The organism is Afipia sp. GW821-FHT04G03 (genome assembly GCF_059419985.1).
This window is the reverse complement of sequence record NZ_JBWKSV010000003.1, coordinates 369,980-395,847: the sequence shown is the minus strand read 5'-3', so window position 1 is coordinate 395,847 and position 25,868 is coordinate 369,980. Positions and strand designations below refer to the sequence as shown.

Sequence of the window (25,868 nt, the reverse complement as noted above, 5' to 3'; positions counted from 1 at the left end):
TTAACATCACAGGGGAATAGCTCCTTTGGGCAAGGAGGCGTTGGTATCTACCGCAAGTCGATAGACATAACAATCATATAGGGGGCCGACTTTGACCGTCGCCGATGCGCATCCGGCCAAGTCGAAATGCTGACATATGAACATTTCTTCCAGTGTGATGCGATCTGCACCGTCAGGGGGCCGGCCTCGTTCAAGTCTTCCGGTCCTTCATTCTTTCCATAAGAAGCTGCGCGACGCGAAGACCCGACGGCGTGGTATTTCTGGTTGCAAGCTGCACGAGCGTTACCTGCGTCGCTTCGAGACGTTTATCGCGCAATGGCACTGCGACCAATGTGCCTGCAAGTAGTTCGGGCATGGCGGAGTCACGCGGCAGGAAGGTTCCGATATTGGCCTTCATGGCGATCGTGCGGAGGAAGGCAATCGAGTTTGTCTCGCTGTAGACATCGAGTTGGACGTTGGCCTTGGCGCAAGCGCGGTCAATTTCCTGACGGATGCCGAACGACGGATCGGGCAGGATCACGCGCAAACCTGCGAGGTCTTTGACCGTGCAATATTCCTTACCTGCCATCGGATGACCGGGAGCGACCATGAGGCACAGCGATTGGCGCATACGCGCGAGTTCGATCAGGTCGCGCCGTGGTGCGCGCCCGAAAACGAGACCGAAATCGACTTCGTGCCGTCCGACCTTTTCCGCGACACCGCTGGTGCCCGCGGTCGTGACCGTGATCGAGATGCCGGGATAATTTTTTGAAAGATCGACCACGAAATCGGACACAAAGCTCGCGAGCAGGCCTTCCACCGTTGCAAGCTTGACGTGGCCGCGCTGCAGCGAGTCGAATTCCTCCACCTGGGCGCGAATCCGGTCGAGCCTGTCCTCGCTTTCGACGGCATAACGATAGAGCAGGTGGCCGGCGCCGGTCAGGCTCATGCCGCGCGCGCCCCGCTCGAACAGTTTCGCTGAAAGTTCGTCCTCAAGCCCCTGCACCTGCCGGCTGATGGCACTTGGTGCGATGCGCAACGATTCGGCCGCGCGCTTGATGGAGCCGCGCAGCGTGACCTCCCGAAAGTATCGCAAAGCTGTTGATTCAATCATGTTTCGTGTTCCTAGGGGCCTCGTTGCTTGCCCGGAAAGAATGCAGGCGGTGCATAGCGTTCGAATTTTCAGACCGTTCGGTTCGAAATTCAATGCTTTTATTCGACCCCTCAATTTGTCATGCTTTCGTCAGGTCCCGCTCTCGGTCCCGATGGAGAATTTGGATGACTCATTTCCGGCTTGCATCACGTCGCTTGAATGCGCTTCTTCTCGCCGCCTGTTTCGGGCTATCCGCCTCTGCGGCTATAGCGCAGGATGTCATCAAGTTCGGCGCGCCGCTTCCGCTGACTGGCCCGCTGGCGCCCGAGGCCATCAAACAGCAGCAGGGATACGACCTCTGGGCCGAGCAGGCCAACAAGGCTGGCGGTATTTCGGTCGGCGGCAAGAAGTACAAAGTCGAGATCGTCTACGCCGACTACCAGTCGAACACACCGCGCGCGGTGCAGACCACCGAGCAGATGATCACGCAGAACAATGTCAACTTCCTGTTCAGTCCGTTCGGTTCGGGCGCCGCCAAGGCCGGCAGCAGCGTCTCCGAGAAATACAAGGTGCCAACTATTGCATCGACCGCGTCTTCCGCGCAGGTCTACGACCAGGGCTACAAGTATTTGTTCGGGACCTTTACGCCGAACGACACGCTGACCACACCGCTGACGCAAATCGTCAAGGCCAAAGCGGCGGATGTGAAGAAGGTCGCCATTCTGGCGCGCAACGATCTCTTCCCGCTGGCGATTGCGCAGGAAATGGAAAAGTCGGCCAAGGCTAACGGCCTTGAGGTCGTCTACTTCGAGAAATACGCGATCAACACGCTGGATCACTCGGCGACGCTATCGCAGATCAAATCGCTCGCACCGCAGTGGGTTTTCGTAACCGGCTACATCAACGATCTGCTGCTGGTCCGCAAGCAGATGAGCGATCAGCAGATCAAGGCCAGCGTGGTCTCGATGATCGCCGGTCCCGCGTATCAGGAGTTCATCGATGCCGCTGGTGCGAGCGGCGAGAACATCACGAGCGCGGCCTGGTGGCATCCGGCCGCACAATATTCCGGCAAGGACATTTTCGGCACCACCGCGAATTACGTGAAACTGTTCCGTGAGAAGTTCAAGTCGGATCCCGACTATGCGCAGGCCTCCGCGTCTGTTTCCGGCGCGCTGTTCCAGATGGCCATCGAACGGGCCGGTTCGCTGGACCGGGACAAGGTGCGTGACGAACTTGCCAAGCTGAACGAAATGACCTTCTGGGGACCGGTGAAGTTCGGCCCCACCGGACAGATCGATTCACTGGAGCCGCCCGTATTCCAGCTTCAGGGCGGCAAGGCCGTGGTTCTCTCACCTGCGATTATCAAGCAGGGCGAATTCAAGCTCGGCGTCAACTGATACGCCGTAGCTGAGGAGAGGACACGACATGCTGGCGGCCCAGGTTCTGATCAATGCGTTAGTGCTGGGCTGCCTTTACGCGTGTATCGCGATCGGCTTCTCGCTGGTCTGGGGCGTCTTGAACGTCATCAACTTGATCCACGGATCCTTTATCGTACTTGGCGCTTATCTGGCGTGGGGGCTCTATCAGTCGCTCCACATCTCGCCGTGGTATGCGCTCGGCATCGCAGCTCCGGCTTTTTTCGTTTTTGGCTACGTCATCCAGCGCCTGATCCTCAATCGTGTGATCACCGCGCCAGTGCTTGTCACGCTGACTTTGACATTCGGGCTCGACCTGATCCTCAACAACGCGATGATCTACTACTTCAAGGCGGACTACCGGAAACTGACGCTGACGCCGCCGATGGGTTCGGTTTCGCTGTTCGATGTTGTCGTGCCGGTCGATCGTTTGATCGCAACCGTGTCGGCGCTGGCATTGACCGGCGTGCTCTATCTAATCTTGCGGCGGCTGCGGGTCGGCCGCGCCATCGTTGCGGTCAGACTCGATCGCGACGCGGCCAAACTCATGGGCGTCGACGTCAATTCGATTTATGCGATTGCGTTCGGTCTTGGCGCCGCGCTCGCGGGCTGCGCCGGCGTGCTGATGGCGCTGATCTTTCCGATTTCACCATTGACGTCCACGGCCTATCTCGGAAAGGCCTTTGTCGTCTGCGTGCTAGGCGGCCTCGGCAGCGTGTCCGGCGCGCTGGCGGGCGGCATTCTTCTGGCGCTGATTGAAGGGATTGGCTCGACGCTGATAGGTCCCGCTCATGCAACAACGTTGTCGTTCGCGCTACTGATCGTTTTTCTGATCGTGCGTCCCCAAGGTCTGCTCGGCCGAAAGGGCTTTGAATGACACGGTCGAATTTTATCCTTCTGGCGCTGGTCGTCTGTATCGCCGCGTTGCCGATGGTTGGTGGATCCTACGCGCTGCGGCTGGGCACAATCGCCTGCATGTACGGCATTCTCGCGCTGTCTTGGAATGTCGTCGGCGGCTTCGCAGGCTATCCGTCATTCGCGACTGCGGCGTTCTTCGGCTTCGGCGCCTATGCGGCGGGCGTCCTGATCGGCAAGGGCATGCCGCTGCTGGTGTCCGTTTCCGCTGCCGGAGTAATGTCGTTTGTGCTGGCGTGTCTGCTCGGCGCGGCGCTGCTTCGTCTGCGCGGGCATTATTTCGCAATCGCCAGTCTGTCGCTGATCGAGGTATTCCGAGAACTCGTCAACAACGCCACCGATCTAACTGGTGGTGGCATGGGGCTCAACATCCCGCTGACCTCGGCGGCTGGTGTGATGGCGGACGCAACATTCTTTTTCTACGTGATGTGGGGGCTGCTGCTCGGCACTGTGCTGATGGTCATTCTCGTCGCTGGCTCCAAACTCGGCTTCGGCCTCGCCTGCATCCGCCAGAATGAGACCGCGGCCAATATGATCGGACTCAACACCACGCTCTATAAGAGCATCGCCTTCGGTCTGTCCGCCTGTTTCGTGGGCGCCGCAGGCGGGGTCTATGCGGCGTGGGTGCATTACATCGATCCATCCGATGTCTTCGATATTCTTTATTCGGTGAAACCGATTGTTATGGCGCTGATTGGAGGGCTGGGCTCGCCCCTCGGTGTCCTGATCGGGGCTTTCGTATATCTCGGTCTGGAGGAGGTGGTCTGGCGCAACTACATCCAGATTCACAGCGGCGTACTCGGCGTTCTGATCGTCATACTGTTGCTGTTCCTGCCGCACGGGTTGATGTCGATGCGTGATCGCCTTCTCTCATGGAGGCCGAAGCGTGTCTGAAATCCTCCGGCTCCAGTCCGTCTCCCGAAATTTCAGCGGCCTGAAGGCGCTGCGCGACGTCTCGCTCGGCGTCAATAAAGGCGAAGTCCTGGGCCTCATCGGCCCGAACGGCGCGGGCAAGACCACGCTGGTGAATGTCGTTACCGGCGTTACTCCGGCAAGCTCCGGCGCCGTGACATTCATGGGGCAGGATATCACGCGCGTGAAGACCTATCAGTCTGCGCGTCTCGGACTGTCGCGCACGTTCCAGGTGGTGCAGCCGTTCGCGGAATTCAGCGCGCTGGACAACGTCGCCGCAGCCGCACTGTTTTCGCAGCCCGGCGAGAGCATCAGAACGGCGCGAGAAGAAGCGCGTGCGCATCTCGCGTTCGTCGGCCTTGAAACGCAGTCAGATCAACCCGCAGCGACATTGACTCTGGCGATGCGCAAGCGCCTTGAACTCGCGAAGGCGCTGGCGATGAAGCCGAAGTTGCTGTTCCTCGACGAGGTGAATGCAGGTCTGAACAGCGCGGAAGTCGAACGTGCGACGCGCCTTATCCATCAGCTTGCGGAAAGCGGCATCACCATCGTGATGATCGAGCATTTGATGAAGGTGGTGCTAAATGTCTGCACGCGGATCGTGGTGCTGCACAACGGTCAGTTGATCGCCGATGGCGCTCCGCGGGACGTGATCAAGAATCCGGCAGTCGTTGAAGCCTACCTCGGTCAGCAGTATGCGCAGAGGGCCGGTGCTCATGGCTGATACACCCATCCTTGAATTGCAGGGCGTGCGCGCTGGCTATGGCGAGGTTCAGGTGCTGTGGGGCATCGATCTTTCCGTGCGAAGCGGGGAGATCACTGCGCTGATCGGCTCCAATGGCGCGGGCAAGACGACGCTGATGCGTGCCTTATCGGGCCTGATCCCGATCCAGTCGGGAAGCTATCGTTCCGACGGCGTGGACCTCGTCGGTGCGACTGCGGCAGCAATCCTGTCACACGGCATCGTGCATGTGCCCGAGGGCAGGCGGCTGTTCGGCGCGATGAGCATTGAAGACAATCTTCTGATGGGGGCTTATTCGCGCACGGCCGGACGCGCTGAAATCAGTCGCGATATGGACCGCGTTTACGCGACGTTTCCGAAATTGTTCGAACGCCGCAATCAGGCGGCCGCGACATTGTCCGGCGGCGAGCAACAGATGTGCGCGATCGGGCGCGGGCTGATGAGCGCGCCGAAGCTATTGATGATCGATGAATTGTCGCTTGGATTGTCACCGTTGCTGGTCGAGCAACTCGTCGCTGCGCTTCGCGCGCTAAACGCAGAGGGCATGTCGATCCTGCTGGTCGAGCAGGATGTGACGACGGCGCTCGACCTGTGTCATGCGGCTTTCGTGATGGACATGGGCCGAATCGTGCGGACGGGGTCCGGTACGGAGCTATTGGCCGATCCGATCATTCGCGACGCCTATCTCGGCGTGCTCGAAGAGTAACTTGAAATCCACCGGAAAAGAAATTCCTGCAGTAAGAAGAGGCAACATGATCGAGACTGTCGAAGCAGCAAAGGGCGGCTACAGGTTCATGCCCGGCGTCAGCCAGTATTCAGCCGGAGTCGCGGCGCTGCCGGGATTCTCCCTCGAGCGGGTGCGGTTCACCAAGCCGGTGCCGCTGCGGCAAGGCTTCGATCGCATCGCGCAGCATCTAAAGGACGCCGGCAGGCCGTTGACCGCATTCGCTGCTTGCGAGTTGCGCTCGCCCGCACCGTTCACGGAAAGCGGATTCGTGCAGTTCAATGAAGTGTACACCGGTACTCTGAAGGCATGGGGATTGCTGTCGGACGGACTGAATCCGGTATCGCGCAGCAACGTTTGTCCGAAAATCAATCCGCCGGCAGAGCCAAGCTTCCACGCGTTTTCGTATGCGGTGCCGGCTGCGAATGCGCCTACATCGTTCGTTGTCGCGGGCAGCGGCGAGGCGCCGGAAGGCAAGGGCAGCTATCGCGATCATGCCGTTCGGCTCGGTGACATTAGTCCGGCGGCGATGGTCGAGAAGGCGCGGTGGGTTCTGGGCGAGATGGAACGCCGCATGAGCGCATTCGGTGGCGACTGGAGTCAGGTGACCGCGACCCAGCTCTATACCGTTCATGATATCTACCCCTTCATCGAAAGCGAGCTGGGCAAACGCGGCATTTTCGGACAGGGCCTGACCTGGTACCTCAACCGGCCGCCGGTTCAGGACCTGGAGTATGAAATGGACTGCCGCCGCGTCCATGTGGAACGCGTCATAGAGAGCTGAGCCGCCGGCAGGCTACTTTCAAATAGCTCTAAACCAATGCCCGCCCCGTTGAGTGGGCGGGCGTCCGCTTCCATGGCGACAGGTTAGACCAACCTGAGCAGCGGCGAAGCTCCGAGCGGAGCCATACGAGCTGTCGATATCGCCTTTCCCGCTCGTCGATTGCGGCGCTGAGTATCGAGCAAAAGTTTCTCGATCTGTTCAAGGCAACCGACAGGCGGGATCGAGCCGCCGGTCGTTCAACGTGCGCTTTCGGGCGGCTTACGGCATCAGCGCCATCGACTATCTGAGAACCAGACGGCTTGAGGTCGCGCGCGAGGCGCTGGTCAGATCAACGGCCAGATCTTCTCGATATCGATTGTTCTCGGTGCGCTGAGTGCGATCGTCCTCATATCAGCGCTGGTCGGTGACGGCTTCTGGGACGGCGTGTCATGGATGATGCTCGCGACCCCGATCCTGTTGTGCGGATACTTTTTCCTCAAGCGCAGCTGACTTTATGGTCGCCGCCGAGCGTTATGGCCAAGCCGCATAAAATGGTCCGCGTTTCGCATGCTCAACTCTGGTGCGACGTCGATAGGCGCCCGGTGAAATGCCCTGATGCTTGCGGAAGAAGCGGCTGAAATAACCCGGATCGCGAAAGCCCAGGCCGTATCCGATCTGTTCGACCGGCAGATCGAGTTGATGCAACCGGGTGCAAGCCTCGTGAATCAGCCGATCGTGGATGATGGCGCGCGGACTGCTGGCCTTTTCGCGTTTGCAATGTGCATGAAGCTTGTCGTCTGTCACGCCGAGCGCCGCGGCATAACGTGCGATCGGCCAGCCGTCGCGATAGTGCAGTTCGACCATCTGGAGAAAGTTGCCGACAAGACGCGGCCCGTCGCCGCGCTGAGCTGTCTCGCTTGTGGCGTCCTCCCGGGTCGCCGAACGCCACAGATGCAGACACAGCAACAGGATATGAGATGAAACCATGCTCATGCTGCCGCGGCCCGGCGTGTGGAGCTCGCGTACCAGCGTCGCACAGGACCCCGCGACGGCATCGATTGCACCGTCGATCTGCCGGCCGCTCAGCATCACGAACCGGCCGATCGCGCGCTGCAAATGGAGAGCTTCTGCGCTGCTCGCGACGATCCGGGTCAGGAAATCCTCGGAGATGGCGACGAGATGGCCCGTCGTGCCGGCTTCCACTTGGAGATGGCCCTCTACATCGCCCGGCAGCCACAGCACAGTGGGAGCTTCGAACGCAACAGCCGTTCCACGTAGCGTCGCCGTGCCGTTTCGTGTCTCGATCATGAGCAGATGCGCGCGCCGGTCGACATGCTGGCGGATGACCCAGTCACGCGGCGCGAGCCCGCCGGAGAAGGTTTCCGCATGAAGGGCCGGGCTGGCTTTCTCGAGAAAACCGGCCGGGCCGGGGATGACATGGGTCGTGCCGTCCTGCACCTGAGACAATCCGTCGCCTGTGAACCAGTGGAATTGACGGAAGAATACAATCTTTCCCCGGAACCGTCCAATTATCTGCAGATGGTGCTCGATTAATCTCTTACCGTCGAACGCCATTCAAGGCGACGGACGGAATTATCTCTGGGAGGAGAACATGGTGTCATCAGTCACCCGCCTCGCGGCGGGGTTGCTCGCGATTGCCGGCGCTGCCGTTTTGGGGGAGGCCGCTCAGGCGCAGACCTCGATCAAGATCGGTTACGCTATCTCGCGCACCGGCCCGAACGCCGGAGGCGCCGCGGTCAGCACAATCCCGAACTACGACCTGTGGGTGAAGGAAGTGAATGCCGCCGGCGGTCTGAAGCTCGGCGACAAGCGCGTGCCGATCGAGATCGTACAGTATGATGATCGCTCAAGCGCGGAAGAGGCGGCGCGCGCGCTGGAACGGCTGATCAGCCAGGACAAGGTGGACTTCATCCTGCCGCCATGGGGCACGGGTTTGAATCTTGCGATGGGGCCTATTCTCAACAAGGCCGGTTATCCGCATCTTGCCGCGACTGCGGTGACCGACCGCGCGCCTGAACTGGCAAAGCGCTGGCCCAACAGTTTCTGGCTGCTCGGCACCAGTGCGGATGCCTCCAAGACCCTCGTTGAACTGCTGGTCAAGCTGCGAACCGAGGGAAAGATCGGTGACACGGTCGCGATGGCAAGCATCGCGGATGGTTTCGGCATCGATCTGTCAGCTGCAGCGCGCCCTGCGCTGACGGCGGCAAAGTTCAAGCTCGTTTACGACAAGACCTATCCGATCGGCACGCAGGATCTCGGTCCCATCGTCAATGAAGCGAAAGGGCTTAATCCCGACGTTTTCATCGCCTTCAGCTACCCGCCGGATACTCTCGCGATCACGGAACAGGCGCGCATTGCCGGCTTCAACCCCAAAATCTTTTACACAGGCGTAGGCACCGCGTTTCCGCTGTTCCGGCAGAAGTTCGGCGCAAACGCCGAAGGCGTGATGGGCATAGGCGGCTGGAGCGGCGATAGTCCGGCGATCAAGGACTATCTCGCGCGGCACAAGGCTGCATCCGCGAACGGGGCTGAGCCGGATCGCTGGGCCAGCGCCGTAACCTACGCCAGCCTTCAGATGCTGCAGCAGGCTATCGAGCGCGTCGGCAAGGTCGACCGCGCTGCGGTCATCAAGGATCTACAGACCGGGACGTTCGACACGGTGATCGGCAAGATCAAGCTCGAAAACAACATGCCGACCAAATACTGGTGGGTCGGACAATGGCAGGGCGGCGAGTTCTATGGCGTCGGGCCTGCGGTTAACGAAGGCGCGCGCGGCGCCGTCGTGCCAAAGCCAGCCTGGAAGGCTCCGTAATCGTCCGATCTCTCCAGCTAGTCTGAATAAAGATGACGAACGCGGTCCTCACCGGACTCATGCTCGGCGGTATGTACGCGCTGATTGCCATGGGTCTGACGCTTCAATATGGCGTCGCGCGGATCATGAACCTGTCCTACGGCGAGTTTCTCGTCGCCGCAGCCTTTGCGTCTTACTGGCTGTTCACGGGATGGGCTCTCAGTCCGCTGCTTGGACTGACGCTCGTCATTCCCATTAGTTTTGGCGTGAGCTACGCACTCTATCGTGTGCTGCTCACGCCACTGGTGCGGCGCGCCCGCACGCGCGATGCGCTCGAGGTTGAAAGCATTCTGGCGACGTTCGGAATGATGTTCATCGTTCAGGGCATCATGCTGGCGATGTTCGGTGGCGCTTATTACAGCTACTCATTTCTTGCGATCCCGGTCGAATTGCTTGGCGAAAATCTGGCACTGAACCGATTGATGGCGTTCGGCCTCGCCGTGGCGATCGGCCTTGCGCTGTATCTGGTGCTAACGCGCACCCGCATTGGGACGGCCATTCGCGCCGTCGCGGTCGATCCCGCCGCTGCGCAACTGGTCGCGATCAATGTCGGGCAAACGTCGGCGTTGGCCTTCGCGCTCGGTGGCGCGCTGGTGACGACGGCCGGGGTGTTGATCAGCATGTTCATGACATTCAGCGCGAGTTCGGGTGTGGTGTTCACGATGAAGGCGCTAATCATCGTTGTGATGGGAGGCGTGGGCAATCTGCTGGGGTGTCTGGTTGCCGGCCTTCTTTTGGGGCTCAGCGAGGCACTCGTGGCGACATACGTCGATCCAGGATTGACGCTCGCGGTCAACTTCGCGCTGTTCCTGACGGTGCTGCTGATCAAGCCGGCTGGCTTGTTCGGGAGGGCTCAGCGATGAAAGCATCGCAGATGGCGCTCGCGGTGGCGGCTCTTGGCAGCCTGATCGTGCTGATCTTTCTTCCGCTTTACGTGAACGCCTACTATCTGTCGCTGGCGATAAGCCTCCTTCAATTCACTGTTCTTGCGACGGCATGGGGCATGTTTTCCGGCCCCACACGGTATGTCTCGCTGGCAACCGCGGCTTTCTTCGGTGTCGGCGCCTATACGGTCGCGGTGCTGGGCGAAGTCCTGGCATGGCCACTGGTGCTCGGCATTGCCGCGGCGATCGGCGGGTTGATGGCCGTGATCGTCGGCCTGTCGACACTCAGACTCAGCGGCGTCCATTTCGTGATCTTCACGTTTGGCCTCGCGGAACTCGTGCGCCAACTCGTCGTCTGGTACGAGGTCAACAAGACGCGCGTGCTCGGCCGCTATGTCTTCGTGGAGATCACGCAGAACGACATCTACTGGCAACTTCTTGTCCTTGCGGTTGTGGTGTTCGCCGTCGGATGGATGATTGCCCGCTCGCGGCTCGGATTTGCGCTCCGCATTATCGGTGAAGACGAAACCGTCGCGCAGCATTGCGGAATCAATGTCACCATCGCCAAGGTGGCGCTGTTCACGATCAGCGCCATCGTGATGACTCTGGTCGGCGCGATCATGTCACCGCGCTGGACCTATATCGAGCCGTCGATTGCGTTCAATGCAACGATCTCCTTTCAGGTCGTGATCATGGCGTTGCTTGGCGGCGCGCACCGGCTGTGGGGGCCTGTCCTCGGTGCGGTGCCGCTGACACTGCTGTTCGAGTTCCTGTCGGCGCGTTTCCCGAGTACCTCGACGCTCGTCATGGGCGTTGTCTTTCTGTTGATCGTGTACGCGCTGCCGTCCGGGGTGGCCGGTTTGTGGGACCGGTTGGTCTCGCGGCCTGCGTTGCGCATGATGCGGAGGGCGGAGACATGATCCGGGCCGCCTCGTCATCGCCTGTGCTTGAGGTCATCGCGCTCACGCGGGCGTTCGGCGGCCTCGTTGCGGTCAACGCGATCGATCTCGCCGTGCATCGTGGCGAGATCGTCGGGTTGCTAGGCCCGAATGGCTCAGGCAAAACGACGGCGCTCAATCTGATGTCGGGCCTGCTGCGCCCGGATTCCGGGACGATCCGTTTTGCCGGAACGGATATTGCGGGATTGCCGGCGTATCGCATCGCACGCCTCGGTCTGGCCCGCACATTTCAGCTTGTGCGTGTGCTTGGCGGCATGACCTGCGCCGACAATGTCCGCGCGGGGCTCGCATTTCATCGTACGCCGCTCGCGTCCGGCGAGATGAATGATGCCGCAGCAATGTTGCTGGAACGCGTCGGGCTGGGCGGGCAGGGCGAGCGGCCGGCATCCGAACTTACCTATATCGATCAGAAGCGGCTTGAACTGGCGCGGGCGCTGGCGCTGACGCCACAACTTCTGCTGCTCGACGAGTGGCTCGCGGGCCTCAATCCATCGGAACTGCTGATCGGGATCGAACTGATCCGTTCTCTGAAGGACGACGGGCTCTCGATCCTGCTCGTCGAGCATGTCATGGACGCGATCCGTTCGCTTTGCGATCGTTGTGTGGTCATGAACACTGGCCGCAAGATCGCGGAGGGCGAACCGAACACTGTCCTCACTGATCCCGTTGTCATCGAGGCTTATCTTGGGGTGACAGCGGATGCTTGAAGTCTCGGATGTGAGCGTCGCCTATGGCCAGCACCGCGCGCTCACCGAAGCAGCGCTGAACGTCGGCGATGGCGAAATCGTCGTTATTCTTGGCGCGAACGGCGCCGGCAAGACGTCGCTCATGAAAGCTATTGCAGGCATCGTGCCGTGTCTTCCCGGGAAGAGCGTCAAACTTTCAGGTCGCGATCTTTCCAGCTTTCCGGCGCATGAGATCGTGGAAGCCGGGCTGGCATCGGTGCCGGAAGGGCGGGGCATCTTCGGGGAACTGACCGTCGCCGAGAACTTGTTGCTCGGTGCCAATCCGAAGCGGGCGCGCGATGGTGAGGCGGCGCGACGCAAGCGGGTGCTGTCGCTGTTTCCCCGTCTCGGCGAGCGGCTCACTCAAACCGTCCGCACCATGAGCGGCGGTGAGCAGCAGATGGTTGCGATCGGCCGCGCACTGATGTCGAACCCTGAGATTCTGCTGCTTGACGAGCCTTCGCTCGGTCTGTCGCCATTGATGGTCCGTGAACTATTCGCGTCGCTGCGTCAGGTGCGCGAGGCCGGCGTCGGCCTGCTGCTGGTCGAGCAGAACGCACAGGAAAGCCTCGCGCTTGCTGATCGCGGCTATCTCATCGAAAACGGAAAGATCGTCGGCAGCGGAACGGCGTCGGCATTGAAGTCCGACCCGGCGGTGCGGCGTGCTTATCTCGGTGGGCTTCCGGGCTAGTCCTGACCCGGAACCAAGCTATGCAGCATCAGGAAATCACAGAGAGGAAGCTGGCATGAATCAGATCAATCTGTTGCTCGAGAATCAGGATGTTCAGGCGATCGACGGTGTGACATTTGACCGGCTCAACCCGATCACGGGCGATATTGCCACACGTGCGGCTGCGGCGAAGATCACCGATGTCAGGCGGGCGGCCGACGCCGCAGCAGCGGCCTTTCCGGCGTGGTCGGCTACCGGGCCGAGCCAACGCCGCATGATCCTGCTGAAAGCGGCGGACATACTGGCGAGCAAGGCCCCGAAGTTCATCGAATTGATGGCTGCGGAAACCGGCGCGACCGCCGGCTGGGCGGGGTTCAATGTCAATCTTGCGGCGGGGATGCTGCGTGAGGCGGCATCAATGACCACGCAAATTTCCGGCGAGGTGATCCCATCCGACAAGCCGGGATGTATCGCAATGGCAATCCGCCAACCGGCTGGCGTCGTGCTCAGTATTGCGCCTTGGAACGCGCCGGTCATCCTCGGCGTGCGCGCGGTGGCGCTGCCCCTGGCTTGCGGAAACACCGTTATCCTCAAGGCGTCGGAAATTTGCCCCGGCACGCACCGGCTGATCGCGGAGTGCCTGCGCGAGGCAGGTCTGCCGCCGGGCGTTCTGAATGTGATCACGAACGCGCCGGAAGATGCGCCCGCTTTCATCGATGCACTGATCTCTCACCCGGCGGTGCGGCGCATCAACTTCACAGGCTCCACGCGGGTCGGACACATCATCGCCCAGACCGCTGCAAAGTACCTCAAGCCCGTTTTACTTGAACTCGGCGGCAAGGCGCCGCTGCTTGTACTGGACGATGCTGACATCGATGCGGCGGTCGCGGCAGCAGCGTTCGGTGCCTTCATGAATCAGGGACAGATATGCATGTCGACCGAACGGATTGTCGTCGATGCGAAAATCGCTGATGCCTTCGTCGCCAAACTTGCCACCAAGGCAGGGACGCTCGTGGCCGGCGACCCGCGTACGGGGAATACGCCGCTTGGATCGCTAATCGGAACGGATGCCGCGGATCGGATTCAGGGGTTGATCAAGGACGCGGTCGGGAAGGGGGCACGGGTGGTTGCGGGCGGGAAGGTCGATGGGACGCTGATGTCGGCGACGGTGGTCGATCATGTCACTTCGACAATGCGCATCTATGGCGAAGAGTCATTCGGTCCCATTGTCTCGGTCGTTCGGGTCAATGGCGCGGATGAAGCCGTGCGGGTTGCGAACGACACAGAATACGGATTGTCGGCCGCAGTTTTTGGCCGCGACATTGCGCGCGCACTCGACGTCGCGAAACGGATCGAATCCGGCATCTGCCATGTCAATGGGCCGACAGTACATGATGAGGCCCAGATGCCGTTTGGAGGGGTGAAAGCGTCGGGCTATGGGCGTTTCGGGGGCAAAGCAGGCGTAGCCGAGTTCACCGAACTGCGATGGATCACCATCGAAACCGGCCCGCAGCATTATCCCATTTGAGGTACCGAAGCCCGGCAAAGGTTCGGATAGAGGATTCTGCGGTCGCAGATGGGACGCACGGCGGCGTGCTGGTCTCGATTGCGCAGTTGTGCGTCATAACGAGAGCGGTGGACGGCAATCGTAGGGTCGCCGTCCACACGCGAGAGACTTCAAGCAATCGTCTTGAGGTAAATGCTCGGGTCGAAATACTTGCTTGCCGGCGTAAAGTCCTTGACCCCGGCATTTGCCATGAAGAAGTCGGTCGTCTGCTGCAACCAGTTGGTCACAGTTCCGTCCGAATAGAGCCGCTTCCAGTCGCGCGACGTGAACATCTTCTGCGCCTTGAACTGCTCGTTGATGTCCGTCAACGGCGTCTGGCTGTAGTGATTTTTCTGAAGCGCTTCCATCGCCTCTTTGCTGTTGGCGATGATGTAATCATTTGCTTCGGCCCAGCCCTTGATGATCTTGGCGAGAGCCTCCTTGTTCGTATCGTAGTAGCTGTTGCTGGCCGCCCATCCGCCGATGATCGCGGCTTGCGGATAATAGGCTGACGCGTCCGCAAGCTTTACGGCGCCGGGTACCTTGTCGCGGACGGTGACATTGAACGGCACCCAAAGCGCAACCGCCGGCACTGCCCCTGAGATAAAGGCCGTCACTGCTGCGGGCATGCTCTGGTTGACGAGTTCGACCTCCTTGGGGTCGACCTTGTTGGCGCGCAATGCCTTGTCGAGGAAAACGTGTGCGGTCGTGCCGGTGGCCGTCGCGATACGTTTTCCCTTCAAATCCTCGAACGACTTGATGCCTTGATCGGAACGCACCCAAAGCTGCGCGGTTGCGACTTCGATGTCGTTGATCAGGAATGCCTTGCCCTGTCCACGCGCAGGGAAATTTGAGAGCACAGCGCCGGTGGCCAGCACATCGAGGCTGCCGCCTATCAGGGCCTGGAAGATTTCCAGGCCAGTGTTGAACTGGCGCAGTTCCAGATCGAGCCCTTGCTTCTCGAACGAACCCCGGTCCATTCCGGTCCAGATCTGTCCGTCAACGGCGACCGTATGCAGATAGCCGACGCGGACCTTGGTCTTGGCTTGTGCAATGGCGGGCGCGGAAGCTGCGAAACCACTCAGTGCGACGCCTGCTGTCGTTGCGAGAAACTGTCGTCGATCCATGGCATTATCCTCCCGGTTGATTGTGATTTGTGTTTGCGATTATTCCGAAAATGAGGCGGGACGCATCTGTGCCTGCTGCGCGCGGTATTCGCTCATAACGAGTTCTCGGATGTAGCTTCTCAGTTCACCGAATTCCGGGCGCTCCTGTATCGATTCATCGCGCGGATAGGCGAAGGGCACATCGATGATCTGCTTGATCCGGGCCGGACGCGCCGTCACCACCACGATGCGGGAGGCGAGATAGATCGCTTCCTCGACGGAATGCGTGATGAGCATGACGGTTTTGCCTTCGGTGGCGAGAACCTTCAGCAGCAGGTTTTGCATATTGGCCCGGGTCTGCGCATCGAGAGCGCCAAACGGCTCGTCCATCAGGAGAAACTGCGGCTTCACGGCATACGCGCGGGCGATCGCAAGGCGTTGACGCATTCCGCCGGACAGGTGCTTCGGATAGGAATTCGCGAAATCCGAAAGTCCCATCAGCGCGAGATAGTGCTCGCAGATTTGATTCCGCTCCGTGAGCGGAACGTGGTTCGCCTTGAGCTGGAGACCAAACGCGATGTTTTCCTTCACGGTCAGCCACGGAAAAACACCGTACTCCTGGAAGATGACGCCTCGTTCGGGGCCGGGTCCTTTGACGGGATGTCCGTCGAACAGGACATTACCCGTAGTCGGCTTCTGGAATCCGGCCAGCATACTCATCATCGTGGTCTTGCCGCAGCCGGAAGGGCCAATCACCGCGATGAAATCGCCATCGTTGATGTCATAGGTGACATCCTCCACGACGGTGAGTTTGCCCTTGGGTGTATCAAAGGCGAGTGAGACGTGGTCGAACTGCACTCTCTTGAGGCTAGCTGTCTCGCTCATGCCACAGCCCGTTCTTGCCAGACCAGAAGGCGCGCACTGATCCGCCGCAGGATCAGGTCCATGATCAGAGCGATAAAGCCGATGCAGATGATGCCGACATAGATGACGTCGAGCAGAAAGTAGGTCGAGGCGTTCTGGATCATTGCGCCGAGACCGCGCTGAGCTGCAACCAGCTCGGATGCAACAAGCGTTGCCCACGCCACACCCAGTGCGACCCGCAATGCGGTCAGGATATGGGGGACTGTCAGCGGGATGATGACTTTTCGGAAAATCTCGAACTCGCCGGCGCCGAGGGTTTGTGCCACGCGTATATACAGCGGCGTGATTTGCGACACGCCTTCGTACATCACGATCACGCCCGAGAAAAACGAGGCATAGAACAGGATCACGAGTTTTGCGGCTTCGTCGACGCCGAAATAGACGATGACGAGCGGGATCAGCGCGATTGGTGGAAGTGCCCGAAAGAAATTGATCATGGGATCGGCGAAGGTCCGGGCAGGCCGATACCAGCCCAGCAGGAAGCCGACCGGAACGGCGGCGAGAATGCCCAGCACGACGCCGATCAAGACCCTTCGCGTCGAGGCGTAGATGTCGAACAGCAGCCCTTCATTGAGCAGCAATTCGACAAACTTGGCTGCGACCTGATGAGGCGCTGGAATCAAGGACTCGTTGACAAACCCGCTCCAGCGCACGCCATACCAAAGAAGGACAGCGCCGACCCACGGTGCCAGCCCAAGCAAAAAGCGTCTCGCGACACTCCCATTCATTCGTGCATCCCGCAAGCAATTGCAGTTGATCCGATGGCAGTCATATTATAAATAGGATGACCATACAAGAGGCGGCCGCATGTTGCCGGTCGCGCTGTCGGATCGCAGAAATGACATCGCAGACGTTCGCCATCCGTACCGTTCAGGCATTTTGTTACCGCTACCCGCTCTCCACACCGGTCGTCACATCATTCGGCCGGATGCTGGATCGGCCTGCGGTCTTCGTTCGCGTTGAGGACGATAACGGCACGGTGGGTTGGGGAGAAGTCTGGGCTAACTTTCCCTCGACGGGCGCCGAGCACCGGGCGAGGCTGGTCAACGAGGTTCTGGCGCCGGCGGTAGCCGGATTTTCCGTCAGCCAGCCCTCGGATGTTTTCGAAAGGTTGACGCAGGCCACCGCCGTCCTCGCGCTGCAATCGGGGGAGCCGGGCCCTTTTGCGCAGGCGATCGCCGGCATTGACCTCGCGGTGTGGGATCTCTGCGCGCGTCGCCGCAACATGCCGCTATGGAAGTTGCTCGGGGGCAACGGTAATGAAATCCGGGTCTATGCCAGCGGCATCAACCCGACAGGCTCGGCGCAAATGGCGGAAGCGGCGCTGAGCCGGGGGCATCGCGCGCTGAAGTTGAAGATCGGCTTTGATCTGGCGGTTGACCGCGCAAATCTCGGGGCGCTTCGCAGGCTCATCGGAAATGGAATGTTGGCGGCGGATGCCAACCAAGCCTGGTCAAAGGAACGGACGCTTGAAGTTGCGCCGCACCTTCAGGAATTTGGTCTGGCGTGGCTTGAAGAGCCAATCCGTGCCGACCGGCCGTGGAGTGAATGGCAGGCACTTCGTAGCGGCAGCGATCTGCGGCTGGCGGCGGGAGAAAACATTGCGAGCCGCGAAGGCTTTGCACAAGCGCTAAGTGACGATGTCCTGCAGGTCGTTCAGCCGGATATCGCCAAATGGGGCGGATTGACCGCTTGCGCGGAGATCGCGCGCGATATTCTGAAGTCGGGCAAGATGTTCTGTCCGCATTATCTCGGCGGCGGCATAGGCCTGCTGGCATCGGCACACTTGCTGGCAGGGGTCGGCGGCGACGGATTGCTGGAAGTCGACTCGAACCTCAATCCGCTGCGTGACCAGTTCTGTGGGCCCGTCAGCAAGATCAATGACGGCCGGGTGACGCTGGACAATCATCCGGGTCTTGGAATCGAACCCGACCTCCTTTCGATCGAACAATATCGGACAGCCTGATCTGTCGGGAAGCAAGTATGGCTGCTCAGGGATATGACTACATCATTGTCGGCGCGGGATCAGCCGGTTGCGTGGTTGCGAACCGCTTGTCCGCCGATCCGTCCTGCCGCGTGCTGCTGCTGGAGGCCGGAGGGTCCGATCGGAATTTCTGGTTGAAGCTTCCGGTGGGTTACTACCGCACGATCTACAACGAGCGCTTCTCACGTCTCTTCAAGACCGAACCCGGAGAAGGCACCGGCGGACGGTCGATCATTTGGCCGCGCGGGCGGGTGCTTGGCGGGTCGTCATCGATCAACGGTTTGATCTTCATCCGCGGCCAGCATGAGGACTTCGACGACTGGGAGCGTCTTGGCGCGAAAGGTTGGAATTACCGCGAACTGCTGCCGTACTTCCGGCGTTACGAGCGGTACCAAGGCGGTGAGAGCCAGTACCATGGCGGCCTCGGTGAATTTGAAGTCTCCGACCTTCGGACAGGGAATCGCGCTTCTGCAGCGTGGGTCGATGCTGCTGTGGAATTCGGCCTTCCGCGTAATCCGGATTTTAACGGCGCCTCCACGTTGGGTGTCGGCACGTATCAACTCGGCATTGGCCGCCACTGGCGTACCAGTTCTGCGTCGGCGTTTTTGCGGCCCGCCAGAGATCGTACCAACCTGACTGTCGTGACTGACGCTCAGGTCAGCAAGGTCACATTCAGAGGCCGCGTCGCGAGCGGCGTAGAATGGGTGCGCAAGGGAGAGGTTTTCACCGCTGCAGCCGACCGCGAGGTCATTCTGTCGGCCGGCGCGTTGCAATCGCCGCAGGTATTGCAACTCTCCGGCGTCGGTCCGCCTGATCTGCTGCGTGGACTCGGCATTCCCGTCATTGCCGACTCACCCGAGGTCGGCCGCAATTTGCAGGATCACTATCAGGCCCGCATGATTGTCCGGTTAAAGGATCGAATTTCGCTCAACGATCAGGTCCGCAATCCGTTCGAGCTTGCAAAGATGGGTTTGCAGTGGATGCTGGCGGGTAGCGGTCCGCTGACCGCGGGCGCGGGACAGGTCGGCGGCGCTGCCTGCACGGAGTATTCCGTGGGCGGACGTCCCGATATTCAGTTCAACGTGATGCCGCTGTCGGTCGATAAACCCGGTACCCCCTTGCACAATTATTCAGGATTTACGGCGTCGGTCTGGCAATGCCACGGAGAATCGCGAGGACATCTTGCGATTCAATCGACCGATCCGTTCACTCAGCCGCGCATTGATCCGAACTACTTTGCCGAAGATATCGACCGCAAGACCATCGTTGCAGGCTTGAAAATGCTGCGTGATATTTATCGGCAGAAATCATTCCGAGATCTGTGGGATACCGAGGTGGTGCCCGGCGCTTCGGCGGACGATTCGGCCGGCCTGTGGGATTTCGCGCGAAACACCGGCGGCACCGTGTTTCATTGCGTCGGCACCTGCCGGATGGGAAGCGACGAGAAATCGGTGCTCGATCCTGAATTGCGTGTCCGCGGTGTCGAAAAGCTGCGCGTCATCGATGCCTCGGTGATGCCGAAGATTACCTCCGCGAATACCAATGCGAGCAGCCTGATGATTGGAGAACGGGGCGCGGCGCTGGTCATGTCGTAGGTCGCGTGGCGTTAGTATCAGACCAATGATCTGAAACATGAGAACAGCGATGGATTTGATTTCAAACAGCCATGTTCCAAAATACGCCCAGATCGCCGATATTTTTCGTCAGCGTATCGCCCGCGGAATATGGGCGCAGGGCCTCCGGTTGCCGGCCAATGAATCGCTCGCAGCGGAGTTCGGTGTTTCGCGCGTAACCATCCGGCAGGCGGTCGATCTGCTCGTGCGCGATGGAGTTATGGAGGCTCAACAAGGGCGTGGTACCTTTATCACAGGTACATTGACCGAGAACCGATGGTTGAAGGTCGAGACGACGCTGTCCGACCTCGCGGAGGTCTACCGGGACACATCGCCGGAGATCATCAATATTTCGGAAAGCCGTACCGACGCGCCGCTGCGGCCGGAAGAGGGCAAGGCGGCGGCGCATTATGTTTTCATGCGCCGGGTGCATTCACGTGATGGCCGGCCTTATTGTGTGATCTCGATCTATCTCGACGAAAAAATATTCCGCAGGCATCCAAAGCGCTTTCGCAAGGAAACCGTGATTCCGATCCTGAAGGATATGCGCGATCCCGCGATCAGCAGCGCGCGGCAAACGCTGACGATCGGCACTGCCGACCTCGAAGTCGCGAAGCTGCTGCAAGTACCGTTGAATTCGCCCGTCGCTGAAGTTCGGCGGGTTTTCACAACTGCAGACCGGACCGTGATTTATCTTGGTGAGGTGACCTATCGCGGCGACTTCGTCCGGATCGATATGGATTTGCGGCCTTGAAGTAGGCGGCTCACCGGAAATACAGTTCCTGATTGCGCCGTTCGAGTTCCTCACCGTAAGTCCGCAGAACGTGCGCCTCGCTGACCGTTCCGATGGCGGCACGGTGGTCTGCGCGGTCAACGACCGTCAGCACATCGGCCTCGGTCCGTTCAAAGGCTGCCATGATGTCCCGGATCGTCGCATCAGGCAGCAGGAACTCCTCGCTCTGTTGCGCCAACGTGGCGAGCGGAAGATTGTCGATTGTTGCGATCGAATGCAGATCGGCGGACGAAACGAGACCTGCATAAGTCCCGTTTGGATCGCGCAGCACAATCTGTTTGACGCGCGCGGGCGAAAACAACTTCTGGGCTTCGACGATCGGCATTGTGCTGAGAGCATTCTCGAAGTCCGAGCGCATCAAGGATGTCGCGCTCAATTGCTGGATCCAGCCGACATCCTGAGGACCGCGAATAACCTCACCCCGCAAGTGGAAACGCCAGGTCGCGAAGCTGTAACCGAACAGTTCCCTGACAATCAGTGCGCTGACGGACGAGGCGACGACGGCGCCGACGGTGACCGAAAAATCGCCGGTAATTTCGAGCGCCAGACAGATCATGCTGAAGGGCGCCCCAAGTACCCCGGTGCCAAGCGCTGCGAGCGCGGCGATGGCCGCTGTTCCCGGCTGCAAGGCAATGTCGGGCAGCAGGATGCTCATCACGGTGCTATAGAGTTGACCGACCAGCGCGCCAAGCAGCAGGGATGCGAAGAACAAGCCGCCGCGAAATCCGGACCCAAGCGATATGGCCGATGCCAGTGTCTTGAGGACGATCGTCGTCGTCAGCAGCAGCCATGTTGGGTTGCTTACGAGCAGAATCTGCATCGCGCCGTGCCCGGCGCCGAGCACCGTTGGTGTCAGGAGAGCGAGGGCGCCCAGCAATGCACCACCGAGAATTGGTCTCAGGAAACCGCCGAAAGCCGACAATCGTTGGAAAAGACGTTCGGAGGAAGCCACCGCCAACATCAGGATGATGCTGGCGAATGCGCAAATGACGCCGATCAGAACGGTTTGACCGATCATCTCGACCGAAACGGGCGAGGGAAAGCCAGGGACCATCAGGAATGACTGATGAGTCAGATGGCGCGCCACCAGCCACGAAGCCACGGCGCTTGCAATGACCGGCACCAGCCCGGCGGATGTGTATGCACCCAGAACAACCTCGAACGCATAGAAGGCGCCAGCCAGCGGCGCAGAGAATGCCGCGCTGATCGCACCGGCTGCGCCGCAAGCCACCAGCAGCCGCATGTCGCTGCGGCGTGCCGCGAGGCGCTTGCCGATGTGAGAGCTGAACGCGGCGCAGATTTGTGTGTAACCGGCTTCCAGACCGACCGATCCACCGAAGCCGTTCGAAAGCAGGGTCTGCATCGAGATGAGAAGACTGCCTCGCATCGAAACGCGGCCGCCGTAAAGTGCATTGGCTTCAATCGCGTCGGCGAGTTGCCCCTTAAAGCGCCCGGCCACAAACATTGCGATCACGGCGAGGACCAGACCGCCCGCGATCGGCACCAGCAATGTGCGTTGCCATGAGATCATGCCGGTCGCGCTTAGATGTGCGTCGTAGGGAATATCGAACAGCAATGCGTGCGCGATTTCGCTCAGCTTCGAGATGATAGCAACAAGGAGGCCGGAGAGAAGCCCGATCACGATCGCGACTGCGACGACGCCGGTTTCGCGATTACGGACGAAATTGCGCAGCACGGTGGGCAGCAGATAGCCCGCGACGCTCGGCTTTTTGGGAGAGTCCGGCGGGGTAACGTAGGTCATGGCGTCTTCCGGGTGTCGCCGTCAGCGATCCGTGCCACGCGAAATCCGATATTGCTGGACGAACTGTCCGGCGTGTTCGAGCTGCGTGCGGCGACACGATAGCGGTTACAGTAGGACTCATGGCAGAGGAATGATCCTCCCCGGAGCGAGCGAGTGGCGGTTGGCTGGCTCTGGAGCGGATTGGTCACGTCGGTGATGCAATGATAGTCGGGCGAGAAATAGTCTTGGCACCATTCCCAGACATTGCCGGCGACATTGTACAGATCGTAGCCGTTCGGTCCGAAGGCATGAACGGGAGCGGTTCCGGCATAGCCGTCATCGGTCGTATTGCGATCGGGGAAGCTGCCCTGCCATATGTTGCAGCGATGTTGTCCCTCAGGCGTGAGCTCATCGCCCCAGGGATATGTCGCTTGCTCAAGTCCGCCGCGTGCGGCGATCTCCCATTCCGCTTCCGTCGGCAGGCGCGTACGGGCCCATTTGCAGTAGGCCTGAGCGTCATTCCATGAAATGTGCACAACGGGATGATCGAGCCGATCGAGTATCGTACTCGGCGGGCCCTCCGGTTGCGCCCAGTAGGCGTGTGGTACGGGAATCCACCACGGCGTATCGGCCGCCCGGCTGCCGATGTCACGCTTGAGATCGTCTGATAGAAAGCCTTGGAAGACAAAGCTCCAGCCATATCGCTCCGCGTCGGTGGAATATCCGGTTGCGCGAACGAAGTCACCGAACTGGAGGTTGCTGACCGCGTAACAGGCGATCGCAAATTCGCTCACGGTTACGGAGCGCGGCGGTCCTTCGCCATCCTCCGGGAACCGTCTGTCATTCGATCCCATGATGAAAGAGCCGCCGATAGAAGGACTCCATCTACGCGCAATGAATGCTGAGCTCGGTTCAATTCCGTCGCGTGATGCCGCCGAAACATCGTCGGTACGGCGAGCCACACAGCAACGGGGAGAACTCTCGGTCATCGGTGCTCAGCGATCGTATCGCGCTCCATTGTTTTTACTTGCCTAACAGCCGCGTTACTGTCGTTCCTGCTCCCAGAATGCCGTGCCGCCTTCGGCTTTCATCAATTCGAGTATCTTCTCGCGCGGGATCACGCCGCAGCGATTTGCCCAAGCCGCGTATTGCTCGCTCATGGACTGAACACGCTCCGGATGCTGCGCGGCGAGATCGTGCATCTCGGTGCGGTCAATTTCCATGTCGTAGAGTTCCCACGGACCGGGATAGTTGCGCACCAGCTTCCATTTTCCGATGCGAATTGCGGCGTTGCCTTCGTGCTCCCAAAACAGCGGGCCGCGACCGCCATACGCTGCCGCAAACGATGGCACCAGGCTCTCGCCTTCGCATGGCAGAATGGTGTTGCCGTTGAACGTCGCGGGGTAGGTGGCGCCGGTGACATCGACGATGGTTGCCATAATATCCGGGAGCTGGCTGGGATTATGCCGCAGGCCGCCCTTATCCTTGATGCCTCGCGGCCAGTGCACGATGAATGGTGTGGCGATCCCGCCCTCGTGCACCCAGTGTTTATAAAGCCGGAATGGTGCGTTCGACAGGTTGGCCCACGCCGTACCGTAGCTTTGATACGTATCTTCTGCGCCAGGCATCAGGGACGGATCGTTTCCGAACCGGACTGGTTCGCCGGCCCGTGTCTTCGCCTTGGCAATCATAAGCTGATCGACCAACTCCTGCGCCGTGACGTTGTCTGGAATGTCTTCCGCGCACGCACCGTTATCCGAGAGAAAGATGATGAGGGTGTTATCCAACTGGTTCGTTTCCTCCAGCGCCGCGATAATCCGGCCGATGCCCTGGTCCATCCGGTCGATCTGGGCTGCGTAGACTTCCATGCAGCGCAGCGTCCACGCGCGATTCTCTGCTTCAGTAAAGGGCGGCTGTGTTGGATCGCGGTCCGTCAGTTGCCAGTTCGGATGGATGATTCCGCCGTCTATCAGCCGTTTCATGCGTTGTTCGCGCAGCTTGTCCCATCCAGCGTCGAACCTGCCCTTGTACTTGGCAATATCCTCTTCGTGGGCATGAAGCGGCCAGTGCGGAGCCGTGTAAGCAACATACTGAAAGAACGGGGCGTCGGGATTGGCCTGCTTGTGCTGCCGGATATAGGTGACAGCCTGATCGCTGATCGCGTCGGTGTAAAAGAAAGCCGGATCCTTTTCGGCTTCGTGTTCGATGTTGTCGTTGCCGCGCGTCAGCGTGTTCGGATGATAGAAGCTTCCTGCGCCGATGATGGTGCCGAAGAAATAGTCGAACCCCCGTTGCAGGGGCCACGAGTCCGTGGGCACGGTCAGGCTGCTGGAGATATGCCACTTACCGCTCAGGTAAGTCTTGTAATTCTTCTGTTTGAGAACTTCGGCCACCGTCACGCAACTCTTGTTCAGGTTACCTGCGTAGCCCTCTGGTCCGTTGTTGTAGGTGAGAATTCCGATCCCGGTCTGATGCGGGTGCAAGCCGGTCAAAAGCGACGCGCGTGCAGGGCTGCAGCGGGCGGTGTTGTAGAATTGCGAATAGCGAAGGCCATTCGCTGCAAGCCGGTCGAGATTCGGGGTTTCGATTTCGCCGCCATAACATCCGATATCGGAAAACCCCATGTCGTCGTTGAGGATGATCAGGATGTTGGGGCTGTCGGATGCTTTACCACCAGTTCGCACGGTTCTTGTCCTTCTTGAGCTTTACTAAAAAACGTCCTGCCAACCGGTCAGAGATGGCGTCTCGTCAGATTGATGCTGAGGCGAAAGTAGTTCGGCAGATAGACCGAACGCAGCAGTTCCAGGGGGCGCCCGTCTGCATTTACGGTGAGGCGTTCGATCGACAGCAGCGGGCTGCCGGCCTTCACGCCGAGAAGCTTTGCGCTGGTGGCGTCCGCCAGGGATGCGCTGATTGTTTGGGTCGCTTCCTTGATGTCGAAGCCGATCTCGGCTTCGAACACGCGGTACATCACGATGGACGTCAGATCGCGCTTTTCCAGCTCGAGCCCGATGTCCGGAGGATAAAAAGCGTGCTCGATTGCGATGGGAATGTCGTCAGCGAGACGGACGCGTTTGAGCTGCCAGACGGCACGCTCCCGCAATTGTTTGCGGACGTCGGCGTCGTGCTTGTTCGTCATTCCCTGCAACAGAATATTTGCGCCGGGCTGATAGCCAGCGTCCTTGATGGTTTCCGAGAAACCCATCAGCCGCCCGACCCAGTTCTCGGGCTGATTTGTGCGCAGGAACGTTCCGCGGCCGCGCTCACGCTCGAAGATGCCTTCATCGACCAGCGGCTTGATGGCGTTGCGGATGGTTATCCGGCTGACGCCGAAATGCTTGCCGAGTTCGGCTTCTGTCATGAGCCGGCCGGCCTTGTCGATCAGCTTGCCGACCTTGACCTGCCGCCGGATGGTCTCTCGGACCTGAATGTGAAGCGGCGTAGAACTTGCGTTCACGGGCTCATGGGAGCTGGTCATTGTCGGTCGTGCCTTTTGAGTGCGAAGACG

General features: G+C 60.0%; 24 protein-coding genes. 15 read left to right on the top strand and 9 right to left on the bottom strand.

The window, feature by feature from the left end:
• Window positions 1–190: 190 nt before the first annotated feature.
• Window positions 191–1,093 carry a LysR family transcriptional regulator gene (locus AC07UB_RS16295; RefSeq protein WP_494654451.1) on the bottom strand — a complete coding sequence of 301 codons (903 nt, stop codon included), beginning with the start codon at window positions 1,091–1,093 and terminating at the stop codon, window positions 191–193.
• A gap of 164 nt (window positions 1,094–1,257) precedes the next feature.
• Here AC07UB_RS16295 and AC07UB_RS16290 point away from each other — a divergent pair, with 164 nt between their 5' ends.
• Genes AC07UB_RS16290 through cnbZ form a run of 6 tightly spaced genes read left to right on the top strand, consistent with a single transcriptional unit; the run spans window position 1,258 to window position 6,564 of the window.
• Window positions 1,258–2,469 (top strand): amino acid ABC transporter substrate-binding protein, encoded by a 1,212-nt coding sequence (locus AC07UB_RS16290; protein WP_494654453.1) that lies wholly within the window; start codon window positions 1,258–1,260, stop codon window positions 2,467–2,469.
• Window positions 2,470–2,497: 28 nt separating this feature from the next.
• Entirely contained in the window at window positions 2,498–3,364 is an 867-nt protein-coding gene (locus AC07UB_RS16285) for a branched-chain amino acid ABC transporter permease (protein WP_494654455.1), read from the top strand.
• The gene (locus AC07UB_RS16280) at window positions 3,361–4,296 is read left to right on the top strand and encodes a branched-chain amino acid ABC transporter permease (protein ID WP_494654457.1); all 936 of its coding nucleotides are present in this window, start codon (window positions 3,361–3,363) and stop codon (window positions 4,294–4,296) included. The genes AC07UB_RS16285 and AC07UB_RS16280 overlap by 4 nt, the downstream gene beginning before the upstream one ends.
• Window positions 4,289–5,038, top strand: a complete 750-nt coding sequence (locus tag AC07UB_RS16275; protein WP_492790496.1) for an ABC transporter ATP-binding protein — start codon at window positions 4,289–4,291, stop codon at window positions 5,036–5,038. The genes AC07UB_RS16280 and AC07UB_RS16275 overlap by 8 nt, the downstream gene beginning before the upstream one ends.
• A complete protein-coding gene (locus AC07UB_RS16270) occupies window positions 5,031–5,762 on the top strand; it encodes an ABC transporter ATP-binding protein (protein ID WP_492790495.1) in 732 nt (243 codons plus the stop codon). Before AC07UB_RS16275 ends, AC07UB_RS16270 begins: the two co-directional genes overlap by 8 nt.
• A gap of 46 nt (window positions 5,763–5,808) precedes the next feature.
• Window positions 5,809–6,564, top strand: coding sequence for a 2-amino-5-chloromuconate deaminase CnbZ (gene cnbZ, locus AC07UB_RS16265; RefSeq protein WP_492790494.1), 756 nt, complete (start codon window positions 5,809–5,811; stop codon window positions 6,562–6,564).
• A gap of 510 nt (window positions 6,565–7,074) precedes the next feature.
• On the opposite strand, the gene AC07UB_RS16260 is transcribed toward cnbZ, so the two are convergent.
• A complete protein-coding gene (locus tag AC07UB_RS16260) occupies window positions 7,075–8,001 on the bottom strand; it encodes a helix-turn-helix domain-containing protein (protein WP_492792676.1) in 927 nt (308 codons plus the stop codon).
• A gap of 154 nt (window positions 8,002–8,155) precedes the next feature.
• On the opposite strand from AC07UB_RS16260, the gene AC07UB_RS16255 reads away from it, so the two are divergent.
• From AC07UB_RS16255 to AC07UB_RS16230, 6 genes are read left to right on the top strand one after another with little or no spacing between them, the layout of a single operon-like run.
• The gene (locus AC07UB_RS16255) at window positions 8,156–9,376 is read left to right on the top strand and encodes an amino acid ABC transporter substrate-binding protein (RefSeq protein WP_492790493.1); all 1,221 of its coding nucleotides are present in this window, start codon (window positions 8,156–8,158) and stop codon (window positions 9,374–9,376) included.
• A gap of 32 nt (window positions 9,377–9,408) precedes the next feature.
• The gene (locus AC07UB_RS16250) at window positions 9,409–10,278 is read left to right on the top strand and encodes a branched-chain amino acid ABC transporter permease (protein WP_492790492.1); all 870 of its coding nucleotides are present in this window, start codon (window positions 9,409–9,411) and stop codon (window positions 10,276–10,278) included.
• Window positions 10,275–11,219: a branched-chain amino acid ABC transporter permease gene (locus tag AC07UB_RS16245; protein WP_492790491.1), complete on the top strand. Its 945-nt coding sequence runs from the start codon at window positions 10,275–10,277 to the stop codon at window positions 11,217–11,219. The genes AC07UB_RS16250 and AC07UB_RS16245 overlap by 4 nt, the downstream gene beginning before the upstream one ends.
• On the top strand, window positions 11,216–11,965 hold the full coding sequence (locus AC07UB_RS16240) for an ABC transporter ATP-binding protein (protein ID WP_492790490.1): 750 nt from the start codon (window positions 11,216–11,218) through the stop codon (window positions 11,963–11,965). Before AC07UB_RS16245 ends, AC07UB_RS16240 begins: the two co-directional genes overlap by 4 nt.
• Window positions 11,958–12,674, top strand: a complete 717-nt coding sequence (locus AC07UB_RS16235; RefSeq protein ID WP_492790489.1) for an ABC transporter ATP-binding protein — start codon at window positions 11,958–11,960, stop codon at window positions 12,672–12,674. The genes AC07UB_RS16240 and AC07UB_RS16235 overlap by 8 nt, the downstream gene beginning before the upstream one ends.
• A 55-nt stretch (window positions 12,675–12,729) precedes the next feature.
• Window positions 12,730–14,181: an aldehyde dehydrogenase gene (locus tag AC07UB_RS16230; protein ID WP_494654461.1), complete on the top strand. Its 1,452-nt coding sequence runs from the start codon at window positions 12,730–12,732 to the stop codon at window positions 14,179–14,181.
• Between the two features lie 149 nt (window positions 14,182–14,330).
• Here the strand turns inward: AC07UB_RS16230 and AC07UB_RS16225 are convergent, their stop codons facing one another.
• Genes AC07UB_RS16225 through AC07UB_RS16215 form a run of 3 tightly spaced genes read right to left on the bottom strand, consistent with a single transcriptional unit; the run spans window position 14,331 to window position 16,957 of the window.
• A complete protein-coding gene (locus tag AC07UB_RS16225; protein ID WP_492790487.1) occupies window positions 14,331–15,326 on the bottom strand; it encodes an ABC transporter substrate-binding protein in 996 nt (331 codons plus the stop codon).
• Window positions 15,327–15,365: 39 nt separating this feature from the next.
• On the bottom strand, window positions 15,366–16,190 hold the full coding sequence (locus AC07UB_RS16220; RefSeq protein WP_492790486.1) for an ABC transporter ATP-binding protein: 825 nt from the start codon (window positions 16,188–16,190) through the stop codon (window positions 15,366–15,368).
• The gene (locus AC07UB_RS16215) at window positions 16,187–16,957 is read right to left on the bottom strand and encodes an ABC transporter permease (RefSeq protein ID WP_492790485.1); all 771 of its coding nucleotides are present in this window, start codon (window positions 16,955–16,957) and stop codon (window positions 16,187–16,189) included. The genes AC07UB_RS16220 and AC07UB_RS16215 overlap by 4 nt, the downstream gene beginning before the upstream one ends.
• Window positions 16,958–17,067: 110 nt before the next feature.
• On the opposite strand from AC07UB_RS16215, the gene AC07UB_RS16210 reads away from it, so the two are divergent.
• From AC07UB_RS16210 to AC07UB_RS16200, 3 genes are read left to right on the top strand one after another with little or no spacing between them, the layout of a single operon-like run.
• Complete coding sequence (locus tag AC07UB_RS16210; RefSeq protein ID WP_492790484.1) at window positions 17,068–18,195, top strand: mandelate racemase/muconate lactonizing enzyme family protein; 1,128 nt, start codon at window positions 17,068–17,070, stop codon at window positions 18,193–18,195.
• A gap of 17 nt (window positions 18,196–18,212) precedes the next feature.
• Entirely contained in the window at window positions 18,213–19,808 is a 1,596-nt protein-coding gene (locus tag AC07UB_RS16205; protein ID WP_492790483.1) for a GMC family oxidoreductase, read from the top strand.
• 49 nt (window positions 19,809–19,857) lie between these two features.
• Window positions 19,858–20,580, top strand: coding sequence for a GntR family transcriptional regulator (locus AC07UB_RS16200; protein ID WP_492790482.1), 723 nt, complete (start codon window positions 19,858–19,860; stop codon window positions 20,578–20,580).
• Between the two features lie 10 nt (window positions 20,581–20,590).
• Here AC07UB_RS16200 and AC07UB_RS16195 read toward each other — a convergent pair whose 3' ends face one another.
• The 4 genes from AC07UB_RS16195 to AC07UB_RS16180 form a co-directional block, all read right to left on the bottom strand.
• A complete protein-coding gene (locus AC07UB_RS16195; RefSeq protein WP_492790481.1) occupies window positions 20,591–22,381 on the bottom strand; it encodes a chloride channel protein in 1,791 nt (596 codons plus the stop codon).
• Window positions 22,378–23,217 carry a formylglycine-generating enzyme family protein gene (locus AC07UB_RS16190; RefSeq protein WP_492792675.1) on the bottom strand — a complete coding sequence of 280 codons (840 nt, stop codon included), beginning with the start codon at window positions 23,215–23,217 and terminating at the stop codon, window positions 22,378–22,380. The genes AC07UB_RS16195 and AC07UB_RS16190 overlap by 4 nt, the downstream gene beginning before the upstream one ends.
• Before the next feature lie 186 nt (window positions 23,218–23,403).
• Window positions 23,404–25,044 (bottom strand): arylsulfatase, encoded by a 1,641-nt coding sequence (locus tag AC07UB_RS16185; RefSeq protein WP_492790480.1) that lies wholly within the window; start codon window positions 25,042–25,044, stop codon window positions 23,404–23,406.
• Between the two features lie 47 nt (window positions 25,045–25,091).
• Window positions 25,092–25,838, bottom strand: coding sequence for a GntR family transcriptional regulator (locus tag AC07UB_RS16180; protein WP_494654465.1), 747 nt, complete (start codon window positions 25,836–25,838; stop codon window positions 25,092–25,094).
• Window positions 25,839–25,868: the final 30 nt, after the last annotated feature.

What these genes read in the sequence shown, in the direction of transcription:
- AC07UB_RS16295 (WP_494654451.1), bottom strand. Translation starts at nt 1,093, where the DNA reads ATGATTGAATCAACAGCTTTGCGATACTTTCGGGAGGTCACGCTGCGC.
- AC07UB_RS16290 (WP_494654453.1), top strand. Translation starts at nt 1,258, where the DNA reads ATGACTCATTTCCGGCTTGCATCACGTCGCTTGAATGCGCTTCTTCTC.
- AC07UB_RS16285 (WP_494654455.1), top strand. Translation starts at nt 2,498, where the DNA reads ATGCTGGCGGCCCAGGTTCTGATCAATGCGTTAGTGCTGGGCTGCCTT.
- AC07UB_RS16280 (WP_494654457.1), top strand. Translation starts at nt 3,361, where the DNA reads ATGACACGGTCGAATTTTATCCTTCTGGCGCTGGTCGTCTGTATCGCC.
- AC07UB_RS16270 (WP_492790495.1), top strand. Translation starts at nt 5,031, where the DNA reads ATGGCTGATACACCCATCCTTGAATTGCAGGGCGTGCGCGCTGGCTAT.
- cnbZ (WP_492790494.1), top strand. Translation starts at nt 5,809, where the DNA reads ATGATCGAGACTGTCGAAGCAGCAAAGGGCGGCTACAGGTTCATGCCC.
- AC07UB_RS16255 (WP_492790493.1), top strand. Translation starts at nt 8,156, where the DNA reads ATGGTGTCATCAGTCACCCGCCTCGCGGCGGGGTTGCTCGCGATTGCC.
- AC07UB_RS16250 (WP_492790492.1), top strand. Translation starts at nt 9,409, where the DNA reads ATGACGAACGCGGTCCTCACCGGACTCATGCTCGGCGGTATGTACGCG.
- AC07UB_RS16245 (WP_492790491.1), top strand. Translation starts at nt 10,275, where the DNA reads ATGAAAGCATCGCAGATGGCGCTCGCGGTGGCGGCTCTTGGCAGCCTG.
- AC07UB_RS16240 (WP_492790490.1), top strand. Translation starts at nt 11,216, where the DNA reads ATGATCCGGGCCGCCTCGTCATCGCCTGTGCTTGAGGTCATCGCGCTC.
- AC07UB_RS16235 (WP_492790489.1), top strand. Translation starts at nt 11,958, where the DNA reads ATGCTTGAAGTCTCGGATGTGAGCGTCGCCTATGGCCAGCACCGCGCG.
- AC07UB_RS16230 (WP_494654461.1), top strand. Translation starts at nt 12,730, where the DNA reads ATGAATCAGATCAATCTGTTGCTCGAGAATCAGGATGTTCAGGCGATC.
- AC07UB_RS16225 (WP_492790487.1), bottom strand. Translation starts at nt 15,326, where the DNA reads ATGGATCGACGACAGTTTCTCGCAACGACAGCAGGCGTCGCACTGAGT.
- AC07UB_RS16220 (WP_492790486.1), bottom strand. Translation starts at nt 16,190, where the DNA reads ATGAGCGAGACAGCTAGCCTCAAGAGAGTGCAGTTCGACCACGTCTCA.
- AC07UB_RS16215 (WP_492790485.1), bottom strand. Translation starts at nt 16,957, where the DNA reads ATGAATGGGAGTGTCGCGAGACGCTTTTTGCTTGGGCTGGCACCGTGG.
- AC07UB_RS16210 (WP_492790484.1), top strand. Translation starts at nt 17,068, where the DNA reads ATGACATCGCAGACGTTCGCCATCCGTACCGTTCAGGCATTTTGTTAC.
- AC07UB_RS16205 (WP_492790483.1), top strand. Translation starts at nt 18,213, where the DNA reads ATGGCTGCTCAGGGATATGACTACATCATTGTCGGCGCGGGATCAGCC.
- AC07UB_RS16200 (WP_492790482.1), top strand. Translation starts at nt 19,858, where the DNA reads ATGGATTTGATTTCAAACAGCCATGTTCCAAAATACGCCCAGATCGCC.
- AC07UB_RS16195 (WP_492790481.1), bottom strand. Translation starts at nt 22,381, where the DNA reads ATGACCTACGTTACCCCGCCGGACTCTCCCAAAAAGCCGAGCGTCGCG.
- AC07UB_RS16180 (WP_494654465.1), bottom strand. Translation starts at nt 25,838, where the DNA reads ATGACCAGCTCCCATGAGCCCGTGAACGCAAGTTCTACGCCGCTTCAC.